Source organism: Phocaeicola sartorii JCM 17136 = DSM 21941, from assembly GCF_054653615.1.
This window is the reverse complement of the sequence record NZ_BAAIFW010000006.1, coordinates 1,091,322-1,112,994: the sequence shown is the minus strand read 5'-3', so window position 1 is coordinate 1,112,994 and position 21,673 is coordinate 1,091,322. Positions and strand designations below refer to the sequence as shown.

The 21,673-nt window shown below is 43.5% G+C and carries 9 protein-coding genes; 2 read left to right on the top strand and 7 right to left on the bottom strand.

Translation table 11 applies throughout. The annotated features are described in order from the left end of the window. Window positions 1-16 precede the first annotated feature (16 nt). Complete coding sequence (locus ACYQ0C_RS21545) at window positions 17-3,115, bottom strand: SusC/RagA family TonB-linked outer membrane protein (protein WP_025017678.1); 3,099 nt, start codon at window positions 3,113-3,115, stop codon at window positions 17-19. A 1,347-nt stretch (window positions 3,116-4,462) separates the two neighbouring features. On the opposite strand from ACYQ0C_RS21545, the gene ACYQ0C_RS21540 reads away from it, so the two are divergent. Next, window positions 4,463-5,044, top strand: a complete 582-nt coding sequence (locus ACYQ0C_RS21540) for a non-canonical purine NTP diphosphatase (protein ID WP_016274900.1) — start codon at window positions 4,463-4,465, stop codon at window positions 5,042-5,044. A 262-nt stretch (window positions 5,045-5,306) separates the two neighbouring features. Here the strand turns inward: ACYQ0C_RS21540 and ACYQ0C_RS21535 are convergent, their stop codons facing one another. The 6 genes from ACYQ0C_RS21535 to ACYQ0C_RS21510 are packed head-to-tail and all read right to left on the bottom strand — an operon-like array spanning window position 5,307 to window position 16,955. Next, window positions 5,307-7,304 (bottom strand): retaining alpha-galactosidase, encoded by a 1,998-nt coding sequence (locus ACYQ0C_RS21535; protein WP_016274898.1) that lies wholly within the window; start codon window positions 7,302-7,304, stop codon window positions 5,307-5,309. A 7-nt stretch (window positions 7,305-7,311) separates the two neighbouring features. Further along, window positions 7,312-9,303 carry a glucosidase family protein gene (locus ACYQ0C_RS21530; RefSeq protein ID WP_016274897.1) on the bottom strand — a complete coding sequence of 664 codons (1,992 nt, stop codon included), beginning with the start codon at window positions 9,301-9,303 and terminating at the stop codon, window positions 7,312-7,314. Between the two features lie 14 nt (window positions 9,304-9,317). Next, window positions 9,318-11,309 carry a retaining alpha-galactosidase gene (locus ACYQ0C_RS21525; RefSeq protein ID WP_016274896.1) on the bottom strand — a complete coding sequence of 664 codons (1,992 nt, stop codon included), beginning with the start codon at window positions 11,307-11,309 and terminating at the stop codon, window positions 9,318-9,320. Window positions 11,310-11,348: 39 nt separating this feature from the next. Continuing rightward, window positions 11,349-13,376: an MGH1-like glycoside hydrolase domain-containing protein gene (locus tag ACYQ0C_RS21520; RefSeq protein ID WP_016274895.1), complete on the bottom strand. Its 2,028-nt coding sequence runs from the start codon at window positions 13,374-13,376 to the stop codon at window positions 11,349-11,351. A gap of 17 nt (window positions 13,377-13,393) precedes the next feature. Beyond that, window positions 13,394-15,583 carry an alpha-galactosidase gene (locus tag ACYQ0C_RS21515; RefSeq protein ID WP_016274894.1) on the bottom strand — a complete coding sequence of 730 codons (2,190 nt, stop codon included), beginning with the start codon at window positions 15,581-15,583 and terminating at the stop codon, window positions 13,394-13,396. A gap of 22 nt (window positions 15,584-15,605) precedes the next feature. Next, on the bottom strand, window positions 15,606-16,955 hold the full coding sequence (locus ACYQ0C_RS21510) for a DUF6055 domain-containing protein (protein ID WP_016274893.1): 1,350 nt from the start codon (window positions 16,953-16,955) through the stop codon (window positions 15,606-15,608). 323 nt (window positions 16,956-17,278) lie between these two features. Between ACYQ0C_RS21510 and ACYQ0C_RS21505 the strand changes: the two genes are divergently transcribed. Then, the gene (locus ACYQ0C_RS21505; RefSeq protein ID WP_016274892.1) at window positions 17,279-21,580 is read left to right on the top strand and encodes a hybrid sensor histidine kinase/response regulator transcription factor; all 4,302 of its coding nucleotides are present in this window, start codon (window positions 17,279-17,281) and stop codon (window positions 21,578-21,580) included. Window positions 21,581-21,673 lie beyond the last annotated feature (93 nt).

Sequence of the window (21,673 nt, the reverse complement as noted above, 5' to 3'; positions counted from 1 at the left end):
AATGATTATAAAAGGTTTAGAATGTAATGTTCACGCCAAATGAATGAGTCTTATTCAAAGGATAACTGGACAAACGTTCACTCACCGTTTCCGGATCTACATTAATCGGCATATTATCAAATGTCAACAAGTTTTCAGCCGAATAATATATACGTACATTCTGTACGCCCCATTTTTCCAACCAGGTTTTCGGAAAAGTGTATCCTAACTGTATGGTTTTCATGCGGAGATAGCTTGTGTCTATAATCCAAAAGTCGGAAAGTACATTGGAGGCTTCACTCGGAGATTTGCGGGATTCTGCAATACGTGGCATACTTGCATTTTTATTTTCGGGTGTCCAGCTATCCAACCAAGCGGTTGACGGGTGGCCGGCACTACCGGAAAATTCACCAAACGCTTCTTTGGTAAATGCATATCCAACACCCGCTGCTCCGGTAAAGTTCATTGATAAATCTATATTTTTATAACCTACGTTCAGATTAAAACCAAAGGTGAATTTGGGGTCTTTGGTTCTGTACAATTCACGGTCATCGGCTGAAATCTTACCGTCACCGTTTGCATCGACATAACGCAAGTCACCCCCTTTAAAGTCTTGTCCAAAAGGATATCCATCCATTTTCGAGTATTTTTCCTGCCATGCGGAAGCTTCCTCGTCCGACTGGAAAAATCCGTCCGTGCGGTATACAAACCATGAATTAATAGGGGAGCCTACCTCACGCATAAAGCTGCCATCGGCCATACGGTTCACTCCGCCCAAGTTCTCAATGACATTCTTATTATAAGAGAAATTTCCGGATGCACCGAATGTCCAGTCATTCCATTTGTCATTGTATGCCAATTGAATTTCAACACCACTATTTTTCATCGCGCCTACATTGTCTTTATAGGCGCCCAATGCAAATTCTTTAGGCACTGCCACATCCATAATAATGTCTGTCGTTTTTCTGTTATAATAGTCCACGGATCCGGTGAACTTATTGAACAAAGTAAAGTCAACACCTACCCCCCAGGTAGTTGCTTTTTCCCATGAGAGAGAAGCCATCTTGTATGAACCTTGATAGTAACCGGTAACCAATGAACCACCGAATGGGTAGTTTGCACCTAGGTTATAAGTATTCATCCAAGGATAAAAATCCCCTCCTGTCGGGCTTCCGTCGCCCAAAGCATCTTGATTACCCAATTGTCCCCAAGAAGCACGGATTTTCATATTCGACAGCCAACTATTTCGTACCCCTTCCATGAACGACTCTTCACTGATGCGCCATGCACCCGAGAAGGAAGGAAAATATCCCCAACGATTGCCCGGAGCGAAACGGGAAGAAGCATCGGAGCGGAAATTGGCTTCAAACAAATATTTACCTTTATAGTCATAATTTAAACGCCCAAAATAAGATAACATATTCAGTTCGCGTGTAAATCCGCTATTGGTTTGGGTAGCAGCGGCACCGGCATTCATATCGGTTAACTCGTTATTTGGAAAATTCTCACGATACATACTATTGTAACGCACATCATACGCTTCCGCATGATATCCCAACATTACTTTGACGCTGTGATTACCAAATTGTTTGTCGAAATTCAACAATGCATCAAAGTTATAACGATCCCAGTTTCTGAATGACTCTGATAAACTGTTAGGGCGTGCAGCCTGCACCGGATCTTCCTTTATTTTCTTTACGAAAGCTTTATAGTGCTGATCGTCATTAACATAAGCTCCTGATACTGTCGCTGTCAGAAAATCGAATATTTTATAATCTACGGCAAGCATACCGGTGAAATTTTGATTGTATTTATCTACCGTAGATCCAGAGTCCAACCATGCAATAGGATTACCATCATTGGTCGAACCATACGTCCCATCCTCGTTTTTAATAGGAATCATCGGACTTAAGATATTGAGCTGACGAATAATCTGGTCTGAGGATCCTCCGCCGTAATTGGAATTGGGATCTTTGTAATCATTCTTAATATATGCCAAGTTCATACGAACGTGCCATTGCTTGCTGATATTTATATCCAAATTCATACGACCGTTAAACTGACTGCGTTCCGAGTTAGGCAGAATACCGGTTTGACCCAAGTAACCTACTGAAGCCATGTATTTTGCATTGTCTGTACCACCGTTTATGCTGACATTATGCTTGTGTAAAACACCTGTCTTGAACGCGGCATCATTCCAGTTGGTGTTAGGGTGACCATAAGGATCCGAACCGTCTTCGAACAAGCGGATATCTTCGTCCGAATAACGATGCGGCTGATTATTATCATCATCAATACGGTTGTACAATCTGGCATAATCAGCTGAACTCACACGGTCTATGGTCGCCGTAGCATTTTGAATACCCACATATCCATTGTATGAAATGCGAGGAGCACCGACCTTACCGCGTTTGGTAGTAATCAAAATCACACCATTAGATGCTTTAGAACCATAGATAGCAGCCGAAGATGCATCCTTCAAAACAGAGATACTTTCAATATCGTTAGGATCCAAGTCATTCATAGAGCCACTTTCCACGCCATCAATCAATATATAAGGAGAGGCATTGTTCAAAGTTCCAACACCTCGGATTCTGATGTTGCTTCCATCTTCACCCGGACGCCCCTGGCCGGCTGTAACCGTTACACCAGGCATTAACCCCTGCAAACCACTTGATACATTGGAAATGGGTCGGTTTGTCAATTCCTCACTATTGACTTGAGCAACGGAACCGGAAAGGTTGGCTTTCTTCTGCACACCATAACCTACCACTACCACTTCGCTCAAGACTTCAGTATCTTCTTTTAAGATAACATTGAGCGGACCTCCGTTCCATTTTACTTCCTGTTTTTGGTAACCTACATAAGAAACAACGATAATCTCTCCTTTTTTTACGCCTGCAAGGCTAAAGTTACCGTCAAAATCGGTAATTGTACCGTTAGTTGTACCTTTTACTACTACAGAAGCGCCAATGATAGATTCCCCCATAGCATCTTTCACAATACCTTTGCATGTCTCATTTTGTTGTACGATAGCAGAGGAATTGACTTCCAAAGCCGTAACAGCAGAAATGGTTCCTGTAGAAAAAGCTCCTAAGAACAACAGCATGCCAACTGATTTGAATCGTTTTAACATAATATTGGTTTTTAAAATTTATTAAAAATACAGATTTATCAAGTTCTGGTAGAACTGTATAAAAATTCAAATCATTGAGTATTAACTTTTTATCAAATAATTAAATTCAATAATATATTTCTATATTTCAATATGAGCGAAGTTTCGGTTCATTGTTTCTACTCAATCTCTACTTAATCTCTACTTATATTTCTATTGCAGGCTGTTAGACTTTTACAGAACATAATAAATTAAAATAATCATTGGAATGGCTTTTTATTATTCCTAACAACCCATGCTACCTCTTTTCTACTACTATGCTTGAAATGGTATTAAGTATAAAACAAAATTCAAATAATCCTATAGAGAAGAACTAAGCAAAAATTTTATTATGTATTTCCCGTAAAATAGGTTTTCAACATTATATAAACCATAATATTAAAAAAAGAATAAGAACCAGATTGTTTTTTCTGTAAAAGCTTCGAATTAATCTAGAATTATTATATATTTGCAATGTTGATCTAAATCAAAAATGAAAATACAGTTCTACCAGAACTTACCCCCTTTTTAATTATATATTCTATTAAAATTATCACAAAAAAATTGTTACCGGATTCCCTGCAAAAGTATGAGGAATATACAGGTGTCAGCGTTTCATCAACATTGATATGTACGTGTATATCTTCGCGTACATACGTGTAGTCCAGATGATTCCTTTGTAGAAAAGACAAAACGATATTTCATACTTCCGCAAGTGACAGTAGCGTATGGATGTAATTGACCAATAGAAAGTTGGACGCGAAAATGCCCTCATGCCCTCACTTTTGCTCTAACTTATTTATAATGAACTGCTTATTAGTGGTGGTAACATTTTTATTAGTGAGGGCATTGCCCTCACTAATGGATGCTTAAAAATAAATTATTCCAACTTTACCACAGGATATAAAATAGTCTATATGCGCATATTTTCCCTGTCTCTTAGTTGTTTTCTCCCTTTCTTTTCTTACTTTTTATATGTTCATTTTTACTTAGCCACCTAGGTGATTAACTTTAATCACTATCGTGGTTAGACTTAACCACCTAGGTGAATAGACTTAACCACATCCGTGGCTAACGAATATTGAACTTTCAATCATCAAAAAAGAACAGTATAAAACAAGCTACGGTGACCGCTATTTACGCCACTTATACAAGGAAAGAAAGCCTGCGGCTATAATCACTTTATCAGTAATCATGGCCTTTTCATTTAGATATGATGTTGATATTGATATTGAGTTCATTGTTCTTTTCATTTGTATTTATTCGCTCAGGAATTACTTTAGTTTGGTGCATTCTCAGTATCTTTGCCACCAATAAATACACTGTAAGATGAAACGAAAATTAGTATTTGCTACAAACAATGCTCATAAACTGGAGGAAATATCCTCTATTTTAGGAGAAAAAGTTGAATTATTGAACTTAAAAGATATCCACTGCACCGTTGATATTCCTGAAACAGCCGATACCTTGGAGGGCAACGCGATGCTGAAAGCAGCGTATATTTATGAGAACTACGGTTTGGACTGCTTTGCCGATGACACCGGACTGGAGGTAGAGGCGCTGAATGGCGCACCAGGTATCTATTCCGCCCGCTATGCCAGAGGTGAAGGGCATAATGCGGAAGCCAATATGCAGAAGTTATTGCAGAACATGCAAGGTGTACAAAATAGAAAAGCACAATTCCGCACAGCCATTTGTTTAATAATAGATGGAAAGAAGCATTTGTTCGAAGGAATCGTAAAAGGAGAGATTATCAAAGAGAAACGTGGCGGAACAGGCTTCGGATATGACCCTATATTCGTACCCGATGGATATACCCAGACGTTTGCCGAACTGGGAAATGAGACGAAGAATAAAATCAGTCACCGCGCGCTGGCGGTAGAAAAGCTTTGCCGGTTTCTGAAAGCATGAAAAAGTAAAGAGTGTGTCATAATGCCCAAACAGAAAGTTTCACCCCTGCGACAATTGCTGTAGCAGGGGTGATTTCTTCAAAGAGAGAGTTTTGACACACTCTTACGTATGAATGGGTACTTTCTGACACAGGCAAAATACTTGCCCGTACATTCCCCATACTACTTTTGCAGATAGGCAGAAAGACTTCCTCCCCATTGGGAATAGATATCATAGTTCCCATCTGAAACCATTGTCCAATCTTTACTTTCAGCCATCTTTTCTATTTCAATGTTTTTATAACAAATCCTCCCCCCGGAGCCATGTGTATCTTTAATCTCTTATCAACAGGCAAACTCATAATTTTACGTTTATAATCTTTCCCTACCCTATCGGCATTGATACCATCTTCAAAGATTTCAATGCGCTTAACATCCTGTCCCAAGAAAGACAGGTCAAGCTCCATATCACGTGCATCCCAGTTGGTCAATGCCCCTATGTACCAGATACCGTCTTTCTGACGGGCTACAGCCAAATATTCTCCAATCTTTCCATTCAATACTTTAGTTTCATCCCAAACAGTAGGAATAGCTGCAATGAATTTTGTACACTCTTCCTCTTTCATATAGTTGGTTGGTGCATCGCACAGCATATTCAGCGGAGAGTCAAAAACCACGTAGTGGGCCAGTTGTCTACAACGTGTACCCTGGCTCATCGGTTCGGAGTAAATGGCCTTAAAGTTTTCTTTATTAACATTGTTCATAGCACCTTGTGTGTAATCCACCGAACCGGCAACCATACGGATAAACGGCATCGTCACGTCATAGGTTACCTGGTCCGTGCCCGGCTGCGCCCATTTCAGTTCTTCCAAACCATGAACACCTTCAAAGTTAATTGTATTCGGATAGGTACGCTGCAACCCTGTCGGCTTGGAAGTTCCGTGCAGGTCAATGAGTAATTTATATTTAGCGCCTGTTTCCGCACAACGACGGTTGAAGTCGATCATATATTGGTCATCCCTATCCATGAAGTCGATTTTAAAACCTTTGATTCCCATTGCAGCATAATGCTTGCAAACGCGATCCATATCCAGGTCGAAAGCACGGTAACCGGCCCATAATATCAAATCAACTTTCTTGTCGGCAGCATAGCGTATCAACTCTTTCAAATCTATCTCAGGAACTACCTGCATTAAATCGGCAGGTCCGGCAACAGCCCACCCTTCATCCAATATCACATACTCAATGCCATATTTTGAAGCGAAATCAATATAATACTTATACGTTTCCGTATTGACTCCGGCACGAAAGTCCACATTGTAGATGTTCCAGTCGTTCCACCAGTCCCAGGCTACCTTGCCGGGTTTTACCCATGAAAAATCACCCTCTATCACAGGAGTGGCAAGTTTATATACCATGTCATTGCAAAGCAAGTCCGCATCTTCTTCAGTTATTACCATGACACGCCATGGGAAAGCAGTCTTCCCCTCCACCTTGGCAATGTACGGCTCACGGGTTTTAACAACTCCTTTCAGTCCTCTCACCTCTACGGAAACATCTTTCGGGTAAGCGGCAAAATCACCATATAAGCCTTTATCATCCGAAGAAACTTTCAAAAACATACCCGGATAATTCAACAAATCAGCCTCGGTAATACATAGTTTCTTACCTCCTTTTCCTTCGGTCAATACAGGTAAGAATGCCAGACGGCTTTTATCCCATTCGGCCAGTGACACATGTTGATAAGTATTTTGGAATGAACTATGATACTGATTCTCTTTCCCGTCAACTTGACGTCCTTTAGGTGTAGCGGCAAATATCTTCGGATTATCCGGTAAGTTAAATACCGCCTGCTCACTCTCTACCAAAAACGGTTTCTTCAAGTTAGAGACAAAACGATAGGCGGCACCGTCTTCATAAGCTCTGAATATCAGACTATACCCACCTTTAAAGTCCAAGGTCAGTTCATTATAATGATCTTTGATACTTTTCTTTTTATAGATAGGAGGATAGATCGTTTGGTTGATTGTCTTGATTCTTTTCTTACGTAAACGAGGTTCTTTACCGAATACCGTCCCATCAGCTAAAGTCATGGATATGGGAGAAGCCCCTACCATGATATCTCCTTCATGAGACACTGAATAAATAATTTCATTGCTTATCGTTACATTCACTGAAACTTTGCCTGACGGGTCTTTCAGTTCCACCACTTTTTGTGCGTACCCCCACAAAGGAGCAGCTATCAATAAGATAGCCACCCATTTTTTATTTACTATATTCATATACTATTCAAAATTTACAATTTAACGATGTACCGTTCTTTACATTCCGTTTCAATATCGGTTTGCCCTCTTTTATAACGGTTACTTGTAATCTTTCTCCCTTTTTGCGCACTACTTGGATATCAAATTCCGTACCGAATGCCCTAACCTTACGGAGTGACATGTGATCCCATTCCTGAGGAAGTTGCGGTTTCATAGAAAAAGAGCTCAACCCCGTGGGACGAATGCCGAACATTCCTTCTGTAACAATACGTCCATACAATGCGCTTTCAGCGGATAGATGACGTTGCCCGCCCTCCGGCCATGCCTCTACGGCATAAGGAACATGCGCTCCCAGCAACCGAGTGGCTGAATAACGCTTCATATATTCCATCGCCTTCTCTACTTCACCTGCCATAAAGACACCACGTAAAGCGTACAAGGTAGAACGATCCCAAAAAGTCTTGTCACCGGAGGCTGTCAATAACCCGTTCTCTGTCCACAAACGAGGCGAGAAAAGAGCGTCAATAGTTCCTGCAGCACGCTTGTTAATGCCTACCGTCAAAGGAATACAAATCCAGGCACGAAGCACATCATTCCCTTTATAATAAGCATAGGTATCAAAACCTTCTACATCAGCCGCAAAATAACGGTCTATAGCCTTCTCCAATTGAGCCGCCTGCCGGCGATACTTGCCGGCAACAGCATTTCCCTTTCCCAAGTCTTCTGCCAGATAAGCGGCTGAAAGCAATGCATCATAGTACAAAGAAGAAGTACACAGATTCGCTTTTCCTGCCGGGAAACGTCCTTCCAGTTCATCCGAATCCGAAGCGACTACACCCCCTTCATTAATTTTCCGACGACTGAATTCCAAGCACCACTCAATCAATGTCCATAGCTCCAGTGCTTCTTCTTTATTGCCACTTGCCAGTGCGTAACGCGCAGCACCATAAGCAATCATTGCCGCATCTCCGCGGTCACCCGCCCCGTTCCAATAACTGTCTCCTTCGGCAACTATCGAACTGGGGATAGGCTTCCACTCATCATTCATATAGCGGGCGAAGTGTTTGAACGAGTTCACAGCAGAGGCATTTCCATACTGATAGCCCACATACGGAAAGTAGGGATTGATATATTCAGCCTGGTCATTCGCCCAGATAGCGGCATAATAAGACTCGCCGCCCGGTCCGTGCATAGGTCCGCCTTTCGTATCATAAATGCTTTCGAGCGCACGTATCTTGGAAAAGGCGAACATTTCATTGATTACGGGATCGGGGGTATCCAAGACAAGGTTATTCATCCATTCGGCAACCACAGCTCTGCGCTTCTCCAATTCCCTTGCGGCATCTATCCTTTTTTCCGGAAGAACCTTATGGGCAGAAACGGAAGCAGAGAAAGTAACAGTTTTGCCTGGCAGTATGGTTTGTGAAACTCCATCCTCCGATACACATAGAACGGAGTAACTGCCTTCTACTCCCTTCTCCGGATTCGTGGGGGAAACGATGTCTATTTTTGGTATTTCAATATCTACTGCCACGCTACCTGTATTTGTGAACTCATAGATTTCCACCAAGGAAGGCAAATCAACCGACGGCAAATAAGTACGCTTCAAAGATAAAGAACGATTCTTCCCCGCCTGAATATCGCTTACCACTTCCAATGTCCCATTCAAGGTAACGGATTTCACCTGTTCCCGCATAGCCCGTCCCTCTACCATGACATCCTCCAATGGATTCCAGTCAAGGCGGCGCATCAGACTGCCATGTGTGTTATTAGGTATCGTGCGCAACATCGGCCACACCATACTTTTTTTCAACTCAAAAGTTCCGTCTTCCTTGACGCCATATCTGAGTACCACCGACACCTGTTTTCCACTCATCTCTATATGGTCATGGTGCGCTTCGCCTTTTTTCACCCGCCACGTAATGCTATTATTACCTTTATCTATCTGCCAATACTGCTGTGCATAGACTGTATGCAAGCAAATAACGGCAACCAAGGACAATATTAACTTTCTCATATACCTATGTTCACTTATTTTTTAACGACCGTCATTGCAAAACCGCCTCCCGAAGCCATACGTATCTTCTTCTCTGAATCCGGGGTGACAGTGAAAATCTCTTTCTTATAGTCTTCCGCCTGCTTATCCGCATTGACACCATCCCTAAACAGCACCACTTCATAAGTACCATCACCCAAGAAACCAAAGTCAAGAGTTATTTCCCGTGCTGTCCAATCGGTCATTCCTCCCACATACCAAGAAGAGCCAATTTTGCGGGCTATAACTACCGACTCTCCCAACTTGCCTTGCAATACACGGGTCTCCTCGATATTTTTATTGGGAATGCTGACAATAAAATCGGTACATTCTTGTTCGTGCTTGTAGGCCGTAGGATTATCGGCGAGCATCGTCAAAGGGGAATCATGTACCACGTATGCAGCCAACTGGTGGCAGCGCGTGCCTTGACTCATCGGATTATAGTATATATCCTTGAAATCTTTCTTGGAAGCATTACGCATAGCTCCGGGCGTATAGTCCACCGGCCCCGCCATCATGCGGATATAAGGCATTGTCACATCATACTCCATCATATCTTTCTGAACAGAACTCCATTTCATTTCCTCCATGCCGAATACCGATTCAAAATTAATAATATTAGGATAAGTACGATTCAATCCCGTTGGCTTATAAAAGCCGTGCAAATCCAGAGTCAGTTTATACTTGGCAGCCATCTCGGCAATACGGTAGGTCATCTCTACAGCAGTCTGGTCGTCACGATCCAAGAAATCTATTTTGAAACCACTGATTCCCATCTCGGAATATTTCTTGCAAGCGGCTTCCAGCTGATCATCGAGTACATTGAAGACAGCCCACAATATCAGATCAACACCCTTGCTTTTGCCATACCGTACCAGTTCCGGCAAATCAAGTTCCGGAATGACCGTCAACATGTCACCTTTCCCCGGATCATACCAACCCTCATCCAATACCACAAACTCAATATGATTGTCGGCGGCAAAATCAATATAGCATTTATAGGTTTCCATATTGATGCCTGCCTTGAAATCTACGCCAGAGATTCCCCAATCATTCCACCAATCCCAAGCTACTTTTCCAGTCTTTATCCATGAGCAATCTCCGATACGGTTAGGCGAGGCCAGGGCATACACCAATTTATTAACCGGCATTTCCGTATCCCTTTCGGACACAGCCCAGATACGCCACGGATAAGTACGCTTGCCTTCCGTCTTTGCTATGTAATCGGCTCGCTCCACGACACGTTTCATGGCTCGGGGAGCGAAGCTCTTTAATTCCGTAGGATACCGGGCGAACGTACCCTGCAAGGAGGTACTTTTCCCGTCACCTTTGACAAACATACCCGGATAATCTTCCAAATCAGACTCCATTAACGTCAATTTCACTTCATTGCCACAATCTACCGTTATAGGGAGGAAAGCAATATTGTCCGTCTTTACTCCCGTCACGCTACTCTTGGTGTACAGGTTCTGAAATGCCATTGCATATTGATCCTTTCCCGGTTTTACCGTAGAGTACGCCATATAGGTTGTATAATCTTTGGGGAAATTCATCTGTACTACCTCATCCCTTATCGTCAAGCCTTCCTTTGCCGTGGTATATAAACGATAGGCAATCCCTTCATTATAGGCTCTGAATATTACTCCGAAGTTCCCCTTCAATTGAATGTCCAACTCATTATAAACCACATTGAAAGAAGAAAAACGATAGTGCGGCGACACAATTGTCTCCTCTACCATGGAACGCCGGTTTACCCGACGCACTTTCACATTCTCTCCTAAAACCCGATCCTCCAGTACCAGACCGATCAAGCTTTTATCCAACAGAAGTTGCCCTTCACGTTTCAGGGCATATTTCAATTGCCCCTCCGTATCTATTTCTACAACTAATTTCCCGTCAGGAGATTTCAGCAAATGGTCTGCCGCCCCTAAGGGCAGGCACACCAAAGCAACCAGTAAACATAAACAGAGTGATTTAATATTTGTCATATACTTATTATTTATTTGTAACTACACAATTTGACATTTCTACATTCCCGGTACATAAGGGAAAGTATCAGTATCCTCAGCCAACAGCAGAATAGAGAATGCGCTTGACCATCCGAAGTGTTTGGCTGTCATCGCTTCGCCCGTAGCCGAATTCCAGTTCTCACGGATGGGATAACCGGGTTCGGTCAGTCCTTTCAGGCGATCGGGCAAAAGATTTGTATATTTCGCGGCATCTTCCATGAAACCGTAGTTTTTCCAGCCACGAATACCGAAATAAGTGTAATTCATCCAAGTCTGTCCACGGAAATATCCCTTGTCGGGCTGATAAAGCGGATGCTTGTGGTTGAGCGAGGAAAAAGGGAAGTAAGTACCGAAAAGTTCGGGATCAAGCATATTCTTCTTCACTGCGGCAGCCTGTTCGGGAGTAGCCACTCTGGTAAAAAGAGGAATCCAACCCGAGATGTCGATTACCTTCACCAGCTCGCCCGTACCCATCTTACGATCATAGAAGAAACCGGTTTCTTTATCGAAGAACTTCTCCTGAATCATATTCTTCAGTTTCTTCCCTTCTTCACGAAAACGAGCTGCCTGTGCTTTATCCCCGACCTCTTCCAACAGATAAGCCAGATAGAACTTCTCTGCACAGAGGTAACTGTTCAGTTCAATGGATTCCTGGTCGAAAGAATAGGCACCTTCGGCATTCTTCAGCATCTTCACACCGTCGAACTTTACTGCCACGTCCATACCGCTCTCCCATTGTCCCTGATAAACCTGGGGAGCGATGCCACCATATTCACACAAACCGTTTTGGTCATGGTCACGGTATTTGTATCGCCATTCGTGGTATTTAAGCAGCTTTGGAAGCATCTCCTTGACAAATGCTTTATCCTTGGAGCGTTGGTACACCATATAAGTTGCCCATCCTGCAATGGGCGGTTTGGAGCAAACCTTATTGTTCTCTTTTGCATCCAGCCCGATAAGGTCGATAATCATACCTTCAGGAGTTTGAAAGTCGAACATGGTAAGCATCTGTTCCTTTGCCAATTCAGGATTAAAGATAGACAGGCCTACCGCATGTTCCCAACTATCCCACGCCCAAAATGCGTTGAAATGACCGGTGCTGGGCTGTACACCGCCGTGCTTCAAGTCGCCTGCGGCACTACGCCAGTTGGTGTGTAAAGTCATGAGTGCTTTTACCGCCCACTTACGGTTACGGTCGTTCTCCAGGTATTCAGTATCACGATCAAGGATACTGCTTAAGTACCCCTCCCAACGCTCAGCATTCCGGCTCAAATATTTTTCAGCGTCTTTCACCTTCAAGGAAGCGTGTTCGGCCAATGCGTCCTGCTTGCCGGTGGCAGGACAATACGAAGTAAAAGTCTGGAAAGTATATGATTTTCCGGGGCGCAAATCCGTGCTTTTTCCGGCTGCCACATACATATTCTTTTCCGGGCCATCCTTCACTGTCCAGGTATCGGGCAAAGATAGCACGAAATAATGCTTGCCCCCTGCAACATTCACAGTAACTGCATTGCCGGATTCCAATGAAAAACCGGCATCTTTATAAGTTGCCCTGCCCTGCAATACAGATGCAATGCTACGGTTCTCCGCCCCTTGATTGGTAATCGTGTACTGAATCATCGTACTACGGTCGGTTACCGCAATCTGTTTCATTTCCACACTTAATGAACCTGCCTGCAAATACTGCCTCAACATACCGGGCAGATATTCATAAGAGACTATCTTTGTATAGGGCACTACGTTCCCTTCTTCCATCAACGTCAGCTTTTCCAAACAGGGTGAAAGCCATTGCAAGCCCAAACTGCGTTCACCCGCAAATGCAGGACCGCGAAAGCCACCGGCCTCAGACATATCGGAAGAGTTATTGAATCCATACCCGTGCCAACATCCCAAGTCGGCAAAGAAATATCCTTCGGGACTATGCGTGGTGCCCGTTTCAATATTCAGCAGGTTTACAAATTGATCCTGTTTATACGTGTCTTTAGCGCAAGACTGAAGAAGAGTCAAAGCCAAAGAGGCAGCAACAATCATTGTTCTTTTTTTCATGGTATAATCATTATTTTCTATTTCACTTCTTCCAGTTCCAAAGCTAAGCTGGAATATTCATTCTTTAAAAGTTTTTGCAAAACAATACCTTCCTCCATCAATATTTTTCCGCTGATTACCTTACCGTGCAGCCCGCAAGGCTTATCTTCTTTCAAAGGAGTAAGGTCCTTCAACCGGTACATTTTCTGAGGGTCAAGCCCGTCCATACACACCTTGGGAAGAATCATATTGATGAAATGGGATGTTTTATAGACATAAAACACCGCCCGTTCTTTCTCGGGGGTAACATACATCAACGAAGCCACCCCTGTGTTGTCATAGGGAGAGGCAAGACGATAGAGATCGCCAAACTGAACCACATTCCGGATGTCCTTATAAGCTGCAATCGCACGCTTGGCATACGCCTTGTCTGCATCGCTCATATCCTTGGGCTGAATTTCCATGCCCAAACGCCCCGACATTGCCACATCAAAACGGAACTTCAAGGGGATGGTACGTCCAGTCTGATGGTTCCGGTCGGCACTGACGTGAGCAGCCATTGCCACGGCAGGATAGAAAGAAGACACCCCCCACTGCATGTAAATGCGTTGCAGCGCATCCGTATCATCGCTGGTCCAGAATTCGTTGAAATAAGGCAGAAGACCGTAGTTCACCCGACCACCGCCACCGGCACAAGCTTGCAGTACCAGCTTGGGATATTTGGCACGAATGCGTTTCAGTACCTTTATCAATCCCTTTTGATAATCTATATAAAGGTGGGATTGCTTCTCTTTAGGAAGATATTGCGAGCCGTAATCCATCAAGCAACTGTTGTCATCCCACTTCATATAGGCAATCTCCGGGTGCTTAGTCATCAGGTTATCCACTACACCGAATACAAAATCCTGCACTTCGGGGTTAGTAAGATCGAGTACTACCTGTGTGCCTCCCCGACCCGTAGATAAAGGACGGTTTTTGACACGCATAATCCAATCGGGATGATTTTCAAACAGTTCGCTCTTTGTATTCGACATTTCCGGCTCTATCCAGATACCGAATTTGATGTTGTGCTTCTTGGCCGACTGTAACAGACCTTCTATTCCTTGGGGCAACTTCTCCTTGCACACTTCCCAGTCGCCCAAGCTGCTGTTGCCTCCGTTGCGGGGATATTTGTTGCCGAACCATCCGTCGTCCATCACAAACAACTCTCCTCCCATATCAGAAAAGGCTTCCATCATCCGGTCCATACCTTCCTGATTTACCTTGAAATAGACACCTTCCCAACTGTTCAACAATATATCGTGGGGAACATTGCCCTGATGCAACTTATACCAGCGCGCCCAGCGATGGAAAGCACGGCTAACACCGCCTTTTCCTGTAGTGCTGTAGGTCATGGCAAACTCAGGAGTAGTAAACACCTCCTTGTGCTCCAATGTATAATGAGAGTTTTCTTCGTTGATCCCTGCCGAAAAGTTGAACCGCGTATTATGGACATCCATTTTGATAAGATAATTGCTGGTCCATGCCAACGTACCTGCCAACACATGCCCATGAGCCTCCTGTGGCTTACCGTCCATGGAAAGCATGAACGACGGATGGTCGGATTCCGTATTTACCAATCCGTCCTTGTTACTGATCACTTTCTGGCCGTTGGTCAGTTTCTCTTCCTCCATCGTGCACTCGGCTCCCCAGAATCCGTGAAAATGCGTCATCCAGTTATCTCCCCGATGTACAGGCAAAAAGGCCGATGCAAAACGATAAAGCGTAATAGGCTTTCTATGGTTATTCTTCACTTCCACCCAGGTGGAAATGATGTCGGTTCCCTTATAGGCCTTGAAATATTGCTTCAGTACAAACGGATAAACCAGATCTTTCATGCGTATCTCCGTAGTTTCGGCTTCATCGGTCTGATACTGATTTACCTCTTCCACAACCAGATCGAGCGACATGTTGCCATCAGCATGAGTGACTGCCATGGCCCGTTCACCGGCAGTGTTCAACCCGAATACCGGATAGCTCTCCGTACCGAACGCCAGCCCGCTATCATAAATACCTTGGATTTCTTTTTCTGTAATACGGCTGCCATAATATTGAAACTTTGATTTTTCACCGGGAGTAGCCGTAAGGAGCAATGAGGTGTTGGGAGTGGAAATCAAGTAGTCCTTCGCCCAAAGGCTTCCTGAAGACAATATACTTATCGCCAACAGTAAATAGTGTTTTGCTTTCATGATTCAGTTCTTATATCAAGAGTTAATTCTTCGCTTTCAATACGGATGGATGAAGATCCACATTCTCCAAACGTATCCGGTAAGGCCATTGGGCTTCTTTTCCCTTTTCCTTTGCCATCTCATTCCATTTCTTCAGATAATCACGATGTTGCGCAGGAGCAGCAGTCACTACGAGCCAAAGGAATTGAGTTTCTTCGGGTATCATGAATTTCACAGGCCGATTGTTTCCGTTACCGGCCTTATAAGTCTTTCCGTAGTAACATTGACCCTCTTTATTCACAGCTACAAAACCGTATCTCCATCCGGCATCATTCAGATTGCCACTGCGGAAACCTTCACTGCCGGCCACACCTTTAAATTCCAATGTGATTTCCTCGCCTCCTTCGGGTACATTCAAACGGATAATATTATAACCGTAGTTCTGCGGACAACGGGTTTCGGCTATCTGGTACCAGTTGTCAGCTACCTTATCCAGTTTGCAACGGTGTTGGTTGGCGTAACTACTACATACATTCTTCACACGCGGCATATCCCAAGTGGCGAAACGGGCAGCCGCCTCATATATCTCGTCATTAAACTCTTCCTGACTGATACCCGTCAACCGTTTGTAGGCTGCAACCGGATCTTCGTTGCCCTCTGCTTCTTTCCAGATACGCGCAATAATATTCAATCCGTGCTTGTTAGACCAATACTCCATGAACTGCGGTGCATGATACTGGTTAATTCCATTCAGCAGCGAGTAATGAGTCTGCTCCATGTAGGCATCCAAGTGATATTTTTCAATGGTAGTCCAGTCCGAATAAACCTGCCACAACATCCATTGCGAAGTATATTCCACCAATGGATGTCCACCGAATCCGCGCGAACCGTCTGCCTCTACCATGTATTGAAAAGAATGTCCCATCTCATGGGCCAACGGACAGTAAGGATAGGATTGGGCGCGGCACGGACGCATCCACATCATCCCCACTCCTTCGTCGCCCCATCCGTAAGCGGTTGTTTCGGCATCGTTGAACATCCATATAATCATCTTTTTCCGGGCGGATTGCGACGTCTCCGGGTCTGCAAATTTCAGCTTATCCACATAATAGGTAAAGAACCGTTCACCCTCACGCAACAATTCTTCCGGATAAAATCGGCGGGACTTGTCAACATAACCAGCCGGGTCTTTGCCGAAGGAACTTTCCCAGAACAGCACCAAATTTTCTGATTCCATCTTGTAGTCATGGCTGAACCGCCCGCCTTTTCTAAAATCATTTTCCTTCACTTGCTTAGCGGGGATGTGTATTTCCTTTCCGCCCGATTTGGCATGTACTGCATTTCCCGCAAACAACAGGACAACGAGCAGCCATAAATAATTTTTTTGTCTCATGCTTATCTTTTTATTTTTGTACGATTTCTGCACAAAACTACGTCACTACAGGCTTCCGGACTTTGCTATCCGTTCCTAATTCTGTGCTTTTTGTTTCTCAAATTGTGCTCACCGTGCATTTAACATTTATAAGCAACTGAAAATATTTCAAGGTCTGAGAACTTGGGAATAACTCCTCTTCTTGGTACATTTCCGGATTCATTGACCCAAATGTACACTTTTCAAAGATACCATACTTTGTTTTCTACCCCAATTACCGCCAAAAAAATGTTCTATTTGGCTCACTTTTCGTATCTTTGCAATACATTTATGATCATTTTACCATGAAAAACATACACAAGCTATTAACATCGGCAGCAATTGGTTTGATTTTATCACTCTTACCAACCTTGCTACATGCCAATGAAATATTCAAACGTCTAAGCATCAACAACGGTTTGGCCCACACCGATGCCTGTTGCATTTTACAAGACAGTACAGGCCTTATTTGGATAGGTACGCTTGCCGGTCTGCAAAATTATGACGGCTACAGTCTACAGACATTTGACTATTATCCGAGAAGCCACAAAATCTACGAGTCGCACAATCGAATCAGAGCAATGGCTTGCAACACAGATAAGATATGGTTGGGAACAGAAAGCGGACTAACCTGTTTTGATTTAAATACCCATCATTATACACCTTATTATATAGAAGGAGATAAGCTTTCACAACATCTCCAAACCACTATCCACAAAATATTCATCCATCCAGACAACTGTCATTTATGGATAAAGACCTCCAAAGAAACAATCGTTGCACAAGTTCATAAAGACACACTCAAATCCGTAGAATGGAACAATGATGCCGACCGTATCTTTTGCAAAGGTATCACAGACCTGCAATTCCAAGGAGAAACTGTATGGGCTTCCACCGGATTCCATCTCGTCAAACTCGGTATCCGCAACGGGCAAATTGTGCTACTCAACAGCTATGCAACAGACAAACTGTTGAAAAAGAATGATATAATACGAAATATCCACCTCATGGGGAATTACTTATACGTGCGTTCGGGAGAAGGATGCCATCGTTTCAACATTGTCGGAGGACAACCGGACTGTTCTACATCCGTCTATACCGGTTTCCACCAAGTCAATCCGAAAATACCAGCAACAACCAACGGCAAACTAATTGTCAGCAAAGAGGGAGATCTATGGTGTACCTACTCCGCAGGCATATTCGAGATGAAACAACCATTCTCATCCCAAGCCGTGATACGGGAATATTTACGGAACACACCGGACGAAGAACACTCGTCACTGAAAATAGAGGATTTGATCATAGACAAATACAATAATCTGTGGGTGGCATCCAACAGTTGGGGGATATTTTACCGAAGCCTCTCCCAATCGATCTTCAGCAATCTTTCCGCACCGGATTTTCGGGAAATGGGATTTTCACAGAACGAAGTCGTATCAATCACCGGACAGGACAACGGCACCAATTGGATCCTTGTAGAATACGCCAGCCTGTTCCGTCATTCGCCACAAACGGGTGAACTTACATTGATGCCGTTACAAAAGACAAAAAACGCCGAAACCATATACTATCAAACACTGGAAATGAGCCGCGACCAAAGGCATCTCTACATCGGTACAAGTCACGGAATCTTCCTCTACGACACGTACACACAAAAATCCCGCAAGCTGGATCCCAAGAACTCCGATGACGCAAATCTAATCAATACCAGCATCGCACACTTAAAAGAAGACTCATCCGGACACTTATGGATAGGTACCTGGGGAAACGGCATATTCCGCATAAGCAGTCCGCTGAGTGATCCGAAGATAACGATGCATCTCAATACCCAAACAGACCCATGCCTTCTTTCCAATCATATATCACACATTCTCGTCAAAGGACATTCAACCTTTCTATGTACTACCAACGGTCTGAACCGCCTACAGCTGACCGATGATGGAAGAATAAAAAATCTATCTTCCTATCAGGCGGATTCTTCAATGAAATATCCGATGTCCACCAATTATCTGGCGGATATCGATTGCAGCAACGACTCCATTTGCTGGGTAGGAACTATAGGAGGCGGTCTGAATAAAATAGTATTGCATTCCGAACGCAATAATGACTATACCGCTACTTGCTATACCATACAAGACGGGCTGCCCAACAACGACTGTGAGATAGTGCTCCTTGACCATAAAGGCAATGTCTGGACAGGCGGCAAGGGAATCACCCAATTGAATCCTCAGAAAAACACCATCCATACCTACGGACTTGGCGATGGATTGCAAAACAATGCTTTCAAGATAAACGCTTCTTACAAAGGAAACGACGGTTACCTCTATATGGGTGGGTTGTATGGCCTAAGCTATTTCCACCCCGACCACTTGAGCTGTAATACCGGCAATAATGAGCTAATGTTTTGCGAACTGACAGTCAACAATCAGAAAATCGTCCCGAAAGCGGCCTACAACGGACGTATTCTATTAGACAAGGTCCTAGACAAAACGTCCAAGCTTACCCTCAATTATCTGCAGAACAATTTCACCATCTCTTTTGCCGCATTGGGTTACGAACTGTCCGAACAGATAATGTATCGCTATCGTCTGAAAGGTTTCCAACAGGAATGGCATACATTACGATATACCAACAATGAAGTTTACTTCTCAAACTTGCCTTACGATTCCTATGAACTGGAAGTACAGTTCTCTGCCGACAAAGGATATACCTGGCAAGAACCGGGGAAAAAACTGGAAATCAATATACAGCCACCTTGGTGGCTGTCTTTCCAAGCAAAAGTAAGCTATGTACTGATCGTATTGCTGGTACTGTACATTGCCTTCAGACAATATAGCAAAGAACAGAATCTTAAGAAAGAAAACGAGATACAGAAAATTCTGATGGTACAAGATGAAGAAAAATATCAAGCCAAAATGCAATTCTTCATGAACGCTTCACACGAATTAAAAACCCCATTGACTTTAATATTACTGGCAGCCGAAAAATTGTTCAATGACAACAAACCTGTGAAAGAGTGCAAGACAATCCTTACCAATGCCAAAAAGATGCTGGCACTGATCACCGAACTTGTAGATATCAGGAAAGCGGATTTGGGAATAGGGACATTAAACATTGAACATCTAAATATGTCCCAGTTAGTGCGCGGGATTTTTGATGAAATCAGTTCCTGGGCAAACAACAAACATATTTCTGCCACCTTCACTGCAGATGCAGAAGATATCGAGTTGGACGCCGACAAAGATAAAATGGGAAAAATGATCATCAACCTGCTTTCCAATGCCATCAAATATACCAATGAAAACGGCAAAGTGGATGTCCATTTCAAAAAAGGTACAATGAAAGATGTCGCCCCCTGTTACGGCAACTTACACACCGAAGGAAACATTTCTCCCGAACAACCCGTCTGCATACTTACCATCAGAGATACAGGAGTCGGCATTTCCACAGAATCCATCCGCCTCATCTACGAACGTTTCTTCCAAGTGCAAGGCTCCTCACAGTCACATTTAGGTTCGGGAATCGGCTTAGCCATAGTGAAAAGTATTGTATTGCAGCACAACGGAATGATCATCGTAAGCAGCCAGCGCATGGTGGGAACAGAATTTATCGTAGCACTGCCCATATCGGGCAGCAGCCCCATCACCAGAAAAACCGAAAATACCGATTTCGATTTCAAAGGATTCATGAATAATCAATACTGCGAATTAGACACGGATGGGACAAACAATATCAAAGAACCCGGAAGTCCCCGGAACGACAACCCCAAGTTGCCCACTCTACTTATTGTAGAAGACAACAAGGAGCTTCAGACCGCCTTAAGAGAACAACTGTCCTCCTCATACAATATCCACACAGCCGACAACGGCCGTATGGGACTGGATATGTGCATGTCTATCTTTCCCGACATCATCGTGAGTGATGTCATGATGCCTGAAATGGATGGAATAGAAATGTGCAGACAAATTAAGAACAACCTCTCCGTAGCCTATATCCCCTTGGTCTTGCTGACAGCCAAAGACAATGTGGAAAGCCAGATAGAAGGATATGAATCAGGAGCTGACTTATATATTCCCAAACCTTTCTCCATGAAACTGTTGGAAGTAAATCTGCATAGGTTACTCACACAAAGAGAACAATGGCTGAAAGGAAACAGGCCGGACAACGCCATGCAGGCATCTCCCGATTACATCCGGAACACAGCAATCATAGAAACCGTAACAGAGAAAAAGACGACCAAAAAAGAGCCACAGAAATCCGCTCTAAGCGCCGAAGAGCTCCAAGCAATGACAGAACAATTCAAAAAGGTAATCAACGACAACCTCAGTGACCCCAACTTATCTCCCGATCAATTGGCCAGTGCAATGGGAGTGAGCCGGACGAAATTATACAGAGACTTGAAGCGGATTGACGGCCAGTCATTAGCAGACTATGTACGAAACGTCCGGCTGGAAAAAGCGGCTTATTTACTTACTAATTCTAACCTGAATATTCAAGAGATCATGCTTGAAGTAGGCTTTATCAACAGCTCGCATTTCACTAAAACATTCAAGCTAAAATACGAAATGTCTCCTACAGAATACAAAAAAAATATCTGCCGAGAATAGTCCGACATCCTCTTTTCTGATATATATATGTTCAATTTGTTCCTAAGGGACAAATTGAACATAATTAGGCATGTTGAGCAAAGCAAGATCACA

What these genes read in the sequence shown, in the direction of transcription:
- ACYQ0C_RS21530 (WP_016274897.1), bottom strand. Translation starts at nt 9,303, where the DNA reads ATGAGAAAGTTAATATTGTCCTTGGTTGCCGTTATTTGCTTGCATACA.
- ACYQ0C_RS21535 (WP_016274898.1), bottom strand. Translation starts at nt 7,304, where the DNA reads ATGAATATAGTAAATAAAAAATGGGTGGCTATCTTATTGATAGCTGCT.
- ACYQ0C_RS21505 (WP_016274892.1), top strand. Translation starts at nt 17,279, where the DNA reads ATGAAAAACATACACAAGCTATTAACATCGGCAGCAATTGGTTTGATT.
- ACYQ0C_RS21520 (WP_016274895.1), bottom strand. Translation starts at nt 13,376, where the DNA reads ATGAAAAAAAGAACAATGATTGTTGCTGCCTCTTTGGCTTTGACTCTT.
- ACYQ0C_RS21515 (WP_016274894.1), bottom strand. Translation starts at nt 15,583, where the DNA reads ATGAAAGCAAAACACTATTTACTGTTGGCGATAAGTATATTGTCTTCA.
- ACYQ0C_RS21510 (WP_016274893.1), bottom strand. Translation starts at nt 16,955, where the DNA reads ATGAGACAAAAAAATTATTTATGGCTGCTCGTTGTCCTGTTGTTTGCG.
- ACYQ0C_RS21540 (WP_016274900.1), top strand. Translation starts at nt 4,463, where the DNA reads ATGAAACGAAAATTAGTATTTGCTACAAACAATGCTCATAAACTGGAG.
- ACYQ0C_RS21545 (WP_025017678.1), bottom strand. Translation starts at nt 3,115, where the DNA reads ATGTTAAAACGATTCAAATCAGTTGGCATGCTGTTGTTCTTAGGAGCT.
- ACYQ0C_RS21525 (WP_016274896.1), bottom strand. Translation starts at nt 11,309, where the DNA reads ATGACAAATATTAAATCACTCTGTTTATGTTTACTGGTTGCTTTGGTG.